The sequence below is a fragment of the uncultured Campylobacter sp. genome, assembly GCF_938030815.1.
In the GTDB taxonomy this organism is placed as follows: domain Bacteria; phylum Campylobacterota; class Campylobacteria; order Campylobacterales; family Campylobacteraceae; genus Campylobacter_B.
The window spans coordinates 1-5,747 of record NZ_CALHII010000118.1; the positions used below are offsets into that span (position 1 = coordinate 1).

General features: G+C 49.3%; 6 protein-coding genes and 1 pseudogene. 6 read left to right on the forward strand and 1 reads right to left on the reverse strand.

Translation table 11 applies throughout. The features are described 5' to 3' along the window. Positions 1-43 precede the first annotated feature (43 nt). Positions 44-946, reverse strand: a complete 903-nt coding sequence (ppk2, locus tag Q0277_RS04240; RefSeq protein ID WP_297879905.1) for a polyphosphate kinase 2 — start codon at positions 944-946, stop codon at positions 44-46. Positions 947-1,055: 109 nt separating this feature from the next. Here ppk2 and dsbD point away from each other — a divergent pair, with 109 nt between their 5' ends. The 6 genes and pseudogenes from dsbD to Q0277_RS04270 form a co-directional block, all read left to right on the forward strand. Continuing rightward, positions 1,056-3,029, forward strand: a complete 1,974-nt coding sequence (gene dsbD, locus Q0277_RS04245) for a protein-disulfide reductase DsbD (protein WP_297995922.1) — start codon at positions 1,056-1,058, stop codon at positions 3,027-3,029. Positions 3,030-3,077: 48 nt separating this feature from the next. Beyond that, positions 3,078-3,656 carry an imidazoleglycerol-phosphate dehydratase HisB gene (gene hisB / locus Q0277_RS04250; RefSeq protein WP_297995925.1) on the forward strand — a complete coding sequence of 193 codons (579 nt, stop codon included), beginning with the start codon at positions 3,078-3,080 and terminating at the stop codon, positions 3,654-3,656. Positions 3,657-3,916: 260 nt separating this feature from the next. Beyond that, entirely contained in the window at positions 3,917-4,342 is a 426-nt protein-coding gene (locus Q0277_RS04255) for a hypothetical protein (protein ID WP_297995927.1), read from the forward strand. Between the two features lie 8 nt (positions 4,343-4,350). Then, positions 4,351-4,488 (forward strand): hypothetical protein, encoded by a 138-nt coding sequence (locus tag Q0277_RS04260; protein WP_297881384.1) that lies wholly within the window; start codon positions 4,351-4,353, stop codon positions 4,486-4,488. 1 nt (position 4,489) lies between these two features. Continuing rightward, a complete protein-coding gene (locus Q0277_RS04265; protein WP_297995929.1) occupies positions 4,490-5,437 on the forward strand; it encodes a substrate-binding domain-containing protein in 948 nt (315 codons plus the stop codon). An 86-nt stretch (positions 5,438-5,523) separates the two neighbouring features. After that, positions 5,524-5,747 (forward strand): annotated as a pseudogene (locus Q0277_RS04270) (3-deoxy-D-manno-octulosonate 8-phosphate phosphatase); the annotation flags it as partial.

Below are 5,747 nucleotides of genomic sequence, written 5' to 3' on the forward strand. Positions count from 1 at the left end.
TCCTCCCTAGCAACTCTTAGCGAGTAATCTTCATTGGCAAGATTTAGCCCTTTTTCTTATCCTTCTTGTTCTTGCGAGAGGGGCTTTCCAGCTTGCGCCAAGCCTCGCTTTTTTGGCTATCCTCCATTAGCACTATCTCCCTGGCGCCGTTTCGCACGAGGTTTGGATCCACCGCAAGTTCCTTCGCGTCGATCTTTTCGGGATAGTCTATACGCGAGAGTATGCAGCGGAAGGCGTTTAGTCGCGCGATCTTTTTGTCGTTGCTATCAAGGATCGTCCACGGCGCAAACTCGGTATTTGAAGCGAGCAGCATCGAGTATTTTGCGAGAGTGTATTGATTCCACAGCTCTTGCGATCTCGCATCCACCGGCGAGAGTTTATATTGCTTTAGCGGGTCGGTGCGGCGCGATTCGAAGCGCCTTTTTTGCTCCTCTTTGGAGACTGAGAAGTAAAATTTAAACAAAATTATCCCCGCACTTACCAAAAGCTCCTCAAATTTAGGCACTTGGCGCAGGAAATCTTTATGTTCGGCATGCGTGCAAAAGCCCATCACCGGCTCGACCATCGCGCGGTTATACCAGCTGCGGTCAAATATCGTGATCTCGCCGCCGCTGGGTAGGTGCGCGACGTAGCGCTGGAAGTACCACTGCGTCTTTTCGACGTTGCTTGGCTTTTCGAGTGCTACAATGCGGCATCCGCGCGGGTTTAGATGCTCGGTTAAACGCTTGATCGTGCCGCCTTTGCCCGCCGCGTCGCGCCCCTCCATCAAGATTAAAATTTTTAGCCCCTTTTCTTTCACGAATTTTTGCAGCTTCAAAAGCTCGATCTGATATCTTTCAAGCAGCGTCTCGTAGTCTTTGAACGAGATTTTTTCGTACTTTGAGCTTTTAAATTCTATCTCTTTCAGCGCTATTTCGCCTGTTTCGGTTTTGATCTCTTTGCTCATATCGTCTCCTAAAAATTTTTAAGGAATTTTACAAAAAAGTTCTTTATATTACACTATAAATTCATACTTATTACGTTAGAATGTAGGAAAAAATTTCAAAGGATAAAATTTGATCAGATCGCTGATTTTGACGGCATTTTTTCTCTTGGGTTTAGGCGCCGAGCCCTTAAAACCATCCGACGCGTTCAAGCTTGACGCGACGGCGCAGAGCGATAGCGTAACGCTAAGCTTCGATATCGCAGACGGAATCTATCTCTATCAAAACGAGATAAAAATTTTCACTGACGGTGCAGAGGTGACGAATTTAATAAATCTGCCCGCCGCGACCGAATACAAGGATTATAAAATTTACGAGGGCAAATTTAGCATCGCCGTGCCTTTGGGCCTCGTGCTTGCAAATGCCGCAGACAGCGATAATTTCGTGCTTAATGGCGATTTTCTGGGCTGCACGAAATCGGGCTTTTGCTACCAGCCGCAGCAGTTCGGATTTAGCTTCAAGCGCGTAGTAGAGGGCTATCAGATCAGCAAAATTTCAAACTCCGAGCTGAAAAAATACCGAAGCGGCGGAAATTCCGCGCAGATTTCTGCCGCAGACGGTGCGCAGAGCGGGACTTCAAATTTTGAAAGCAATACCGTAGCTTCGGGCGCAGAGGCAAATTCCTTGGCAAACTCGTATGCGGCGGGAAATTCCGCGGCAAGCTCGGCGGAAAGCGCTGCGGTAAATTCCGACGAAACCTCCGCGCAAAAAACTTCTCGCGGCGCAAATTCCATCTCCGAGCAGGATAAAATTTTAAACGTTCTTGGCGGCAAGAGCTTCATCGCCGCGATCGCGCTGTTTTTCGGCTACGGCGTGCTGCTCTCGCTAAGTCCTTGCGTCTATCCGCTCATCCCGATCCTCTCGTCGATCATCGTGGCGAAAACCTCCTCGAAGCCGAGCGCGAAAAAAAGCCTCACCGTAAGCCTCGCGTATATTTTCGGTATGGCGAGCTCGTATGCGATTTTAGGAGCTTTCGTGGCGGTTTTTGGGCAAAATTTACAGGGCCTGCTGCAAACTCCGCCCGCACTGATTTTAACCTCGCTCATATTCGCCGCGCTCGCGTTTTCGATGTTTGGATTTTACGAGATCCGCCTGCCTGCGCGCTTTCAAAGCTTCTTAAATAGTAAAAGCGAAAATGCTAGCGGCCTGATCGGAGTTTTTTCGATGGGGCTTATCTCGGCACTCGTCGTATCGCCGTGCATCTCCGCTCCGCTTGCGGGCGCGCTCGTTTACATCGCGGGCAGCGGCGACGTTCTGCTGGGTGCGGCGGCTCTTTTTGCGCTGGGGCTCGGAAGCGGCGCGCTGCTGCTTGTGGTGGGGCTCGGCGGCGCACTGCCTAGACCGGGAGCTTGGATGGAGGCGGTGCCTAAAATTTTCGGCTTTTTGCTGCTTTTTACGGCGGTGTGGATTTCGCGCGCGCTCATCGGCGAAAATTTAAGCCTGCTGATTTATGCGGTTTTAGGCGCGATCTTCGCAGGATTTTTGGGGCTGTTTGACGGCGGCGCGAGCGGTATCAAGCGCGCTTTGGCCCTTGTAATCGCGCTATATTCGGCGCTGCTGCTCGCGGGCTTTGCCAGCGGCGCAAAAGATTTTTCTAAGCCGCTTGGTAATCTGATCCCGCAAAGCACGAGATATTCCAGCGGCGGCCCCGGCGGCGAGAGCTTGCAAGCGGGCGAATTTTCTCGCGCTAAAAATTTAAGCGGCGCGCATTTTTCGTTTGTGCACGATTTGGCGCAGCTGCGCAGCGAAATAGAAAATTCCAAAAAGCCCGTGATAGTGGACTTTTGGGCTAGCTGGTGCAAAAATTGCGAGCAGAGCGAGCGAGCATTCGCAGATCCCGCTCTTGCTGACACTCTTGATAAATTTAGCCTTTTAAAGATCGATCTTAGCGAAGATAGCGAGCAAAATAGGGCGATAAAAGCTCATTTTAACGTATTCGGCCCGCCTACGATTCTGTTTTTTAAAGAGGGCTCCGAGATTGCGAGCCTGCGCCAGATCGGCAGCGTAAATTCCGAAAAGCTGGCTGAAATTTTAACCGAAATTTAGTGAAATTTAGATAGATTTCAAACAAAATTTAGTTTTAAGGATTGCGCAATGATAAGCAAAAATAGGGCTACGAAAGAGACCAAAATCGAGCTTGAGCTGGAGCTTTACGGGCGCGGCGCAGCGCAGATACAAACGGGCATCGGTTTTTTCGATCATATGCTTAGCGCGTTTGCCAAGCACGCGTGGATCGATCTAAACCTGCGCTGCGAGGGCGATTTGCAGGTCGATTTTCACCACAGCGTCGAGGACTGCGGCATCGTACTCGGAAGCGCGATCAAAGAGGCGATCTATCCCGCGCAAAACATCGAGCGCTTCGGCGATAGCGTCGTCGTGATGGACGAAGCCGCCGTAAGCGCCGCGCTTGATTTTTCCAACCGTGCGTTTTTGGTATTTGATTGCCCGAGCCTGAAGCGCGGTAAGATCGGCGAATTCGACGCTGAGCTCGTGGAGGAATTTTTTCGCGCTTTGGCTTTCAACGCAAATTTAACGCTACATATAAGCCAGATTCGCGGCGAAAATCTGCACCACGTGGCGGAAGCCGCGTTTAAGGCGTTCGCCGTCGCATTCCGCCGCGCGATAAGTATCAACGAGCGCGCCGGCGTGCCTAGCACGAAGGGCGTTTTATAGCGGTAAATGCGCGCTAAATTTAGTAAATTTGGCAATTCGCGGTTTTGAAATTTTATCGGCGTTTGAAATTTTACTCTTGCCGCTGCTTGAAATTTGCAAAATTTCGCCATTACTCTGGCAAAGCGCGCCGCTTTATTAAGACTGCTTACGCTGGCGGTGCATTTGCGCCCGCCGCGAAAACCGCGAACTATGCTATATGAAATTTCGCACTGCCGGAGCGCTAAACCGCCGCTTTGCATATTAAAATTTAAAGGTAAAAGATGAATAATTTCGGATCGCTTATGGAGATTTTAAATGTGCTGTTTTTGATCTGCTTTGTTTGGCTCATCGCGTGCTTGATTAAATTTATCAGATCAAAAGACGAGCCGGAGCGCCATAAAAGAGATAAAAAATTTCTAATTATTTCGGCAGTTGCGTTTGCATGCGCTTTTACTCCACTCATATATTCTCAGTGGCTATTCGATCCTTTTTCCATGTTTATCTTGGTTTTTACTGGGCTGCCGGTAGTTTCGCTCATTTGGCTAATCGCAAGTTTAGTAAAATTTATTAAATCGGCTAAAAGTGCACCCGAGCGCCGCAGAAGAATTAGAAATCTTTTGATCCTCTCTGTGTTTTCGTTCATAATTTTTTTGAGCGTCCTAATGGGCTTTTTTTGGCTACTTAATCACGCAATCGAGCATATGTGAGGCGCAAAATGAGCGATGAAATTTTTCAAAAAACGATCGCCGTAATATTGACGGCCTGGGCGATCAGCGTTTGCGCACTAACCGCAGCGGCGCTGTATCTGCAGAGCAAATGCTCGATTATCTCCTATATCGCGAACGGCAACTAAGATGAAGCGCACATCTATCGTCATTTTGCTACTGCTTAGCTTTGCGGCTTTCGATTTTGCATTTTACAGCCTCGTCGTGAAGCGATACGTAAATCAAAGCAGCGCCGAGATGCAGGCCAAATCGATCGAGCTGCATAAATTTCTGCCGTTTGAGCAGGGTTCGCAGATCGTGCGCGCCAGCTCTAGCTTAAAACTTAGCGGCGATCTGCCGATAATCGACGGCGCAGCGGCTTTGTATCCCGTCTTTTCGGCATTCGTCGCGGCGAGCTATCCGAAGGAAAGCGTGGAATTTGACGGACAAAATTTCACGAATGCTAGCAGGCTTAAATTTAGCAATACCCGCGGCGCATACAAGGCCATAAGCGACGGCGAGGCGGATCTGATCTTTGTCGCTGCCCCTTCAAAGCAGCAGCTAGCTTATGCGCAGGAAAAGGGCGTGCGCTTGCGCTTCGTGCCGATCGGGCTGGAAGCGTTCGTCTTTATCGTAAATGCGAATAATAAAGTATCGAATTTAACTGTGGATCAGGTGCGAGGAATTTATTCGGGGCAATATAGCGATTGGTCGCAGCTAGGCGGCGAGCGTATGCGAATAGATGCCGTTCAGCGAAACGCGGGCAGCGGCAGCCAGAGCGCGTTTTTAAAATTTATGGGCGAGACGCAGCCTAAGCGCAAGATCACGGGCTTTTTCGGCAGTGCAATCGGCTTTTCGTTTCGCTATTACGTCGAGGGGATCGTGCAAAACGGCGGCGTGAAGATGCTTAGCCTAAACGGCGCGTATCCGAATAAAGAAAATATCGCTAGCCGCAAATACCCGCTCGTAGCCGAAATTTACGCGGTTTACGACGAAAACAACAAAAACGAAAATATCCGCATCTTGATAGATTGGATCCTTTCGCCGCAGGGGCAAAGCATCATCGAAAATAGCGGCTACGTGCCGATTAAAGGCTAAGATCGCAGCTTAAATTTATACGCCGTTTGCCAAAAATTCAGCCAAATTTCGTTAAAATCACAAAATTTCAAAAAACGGAAAACGAAGTGATAAAGATCATATTTTTAGACGTAGACGGTTGCCTTAGCGACGGCGGGCTGTACCATTCAAACGGCGGCGAAGAGATGAAGAAATTTAACGTAAAAGACGGGTTTGGCATCCAGGAGTGGCAGCGGCTGGGGCTAAAGGTCGCGATCATCACCGGCAAAAGCTCGCAAATCGTCGCAAACCGTGCGCGTGAGCTAAAGATCGATACGCTCTTTCAAGGCGA

Excerpts from the sequence above, each read along its gene's own strand:
- Q0277_RS04265 (WP_297995929.1), top strand. The coding sequence starts at position 4,490 with ATGAAGCGCACATCTATCGTCATTTTGCTACTGCTTAGCTTTGCGGCT.
- hisB (WP_297995925.1), top strand. The coding sequence starts at position 3,078 with ATGATAAGCAAAAATAGGGCTACGAAAGAGACCAAAATCGAGCTTGAG.
- Q0277_RS04260 (WP_297881384.1), top strand. The coding sequence starts at position 4,351 with ATGAGCGATGAAATTTTTCAAAAAACGATCGCCGTAATATTGACGGCC.
- Q0277_RS04255 (WP_297995927.1), top strand. The coding sequence starts at position 3,917 with ATGAATAATTTCGGATCGCTTATGGAGATTTTAAATGTGCTGTTTTTG.
- ppk2 (WP_297879905.1), bottom strand. The coding sequence starts at position 946 with ATGAGCAAAGAGATCAAAACCGAAACAGGCGAAATAGCGCTGAAAGAG.